The sequence below is a fragment of the Azospirillum sp. TSH64 genome, from assembly GCF_003116035.1.
Classification (GTDB): domain Bacteria; phylum Pseudomonadota; class Alphaproteobacteria; order Azospirillales; family Azospirillaceae; genus Azospirillum.
The window spans coordinates 3,189,561-3,190,397 of sequence record NZ_LGQW01000015.1; the positions used below are offsets into that span (position 1 = coordinate 3,189,561).

Annotated in this window: 1 pseudogene; it reads left to right on the forward strand. The window is 64.8% G+C overall.

Features of this window, described 5'->3' with window-relative positions:
* Positions 1-837: pseudogene (locus TSH64_RS15960) on the forward strand (flagellin); the annotation flags it as partial.

The window sequence follows — 837 nt, forward strand, 5'->3', positions numbered from 1 at the left end:
ACCGGCCGCCTTGTCGGCAAGGACGTCGCCTCCGCAACCGTCACCGCAACCGGCACGATCACCCTCACCGGCAATGCCACGGCCGGCGCGGTGCGAGAAATGACGGTGACGACCAGCGCCACCAACGCGCTGACCAAGAAGATTTCGGAAAGCTTCGCGTCGGGCACCATCGTGTCCTTCACGGTCGACCGCCGCCTGCTGGAATCGGCCAACAACCAGGGCAACGGCGTCTCGGTCATCGAGAAGAAGGTCGACCTGCAAATCCAGGTCACCAACTCCAACGGCGCCCAGGTCACCCGCGACGCCATGAGCGACAAGGGCGACGGCAAGCTGGCGGGGGGTGAGCAGTCCTTCAACTTCGACAGCGGCACCGTCCGCATGGAAATCGACGCCAAGACGATCAAGAAGGCGGCCTCGGCCAACTGCTCGGCCAACATCGTCACCAAGCAGATTTCCGACGCCAACACGTCGAACGACATCACGGTCCAGCTGAACGAGCGCAACACGAACGCGATCACGGTGAACGCGGTCAACCTGTCGACCAGCGGCCAGGGCCTGCAGCTGGACGGCGCGCAGAACGGCTGGATGGACCGCGCCGACATCGACAAGGCGGTCGCCGGCCTGGATCACGCCAAGGCGACGATCCGCTCCGCCTCGCAGAACCTGTCGACCAACCTGAACATCATCACGACCCGCGAGACTTTCACCAAGGAGTTCAGCGACGTGCTGACGGAAGGCGCCAGCAAGCTGACGCTGGCTGACCAGAACGAGGAAGGCGCCAGCCTGCTGATGCTGCAGACCCGCCAGCAGCTGGGCACCATCGCCCTCTCGCTCGCC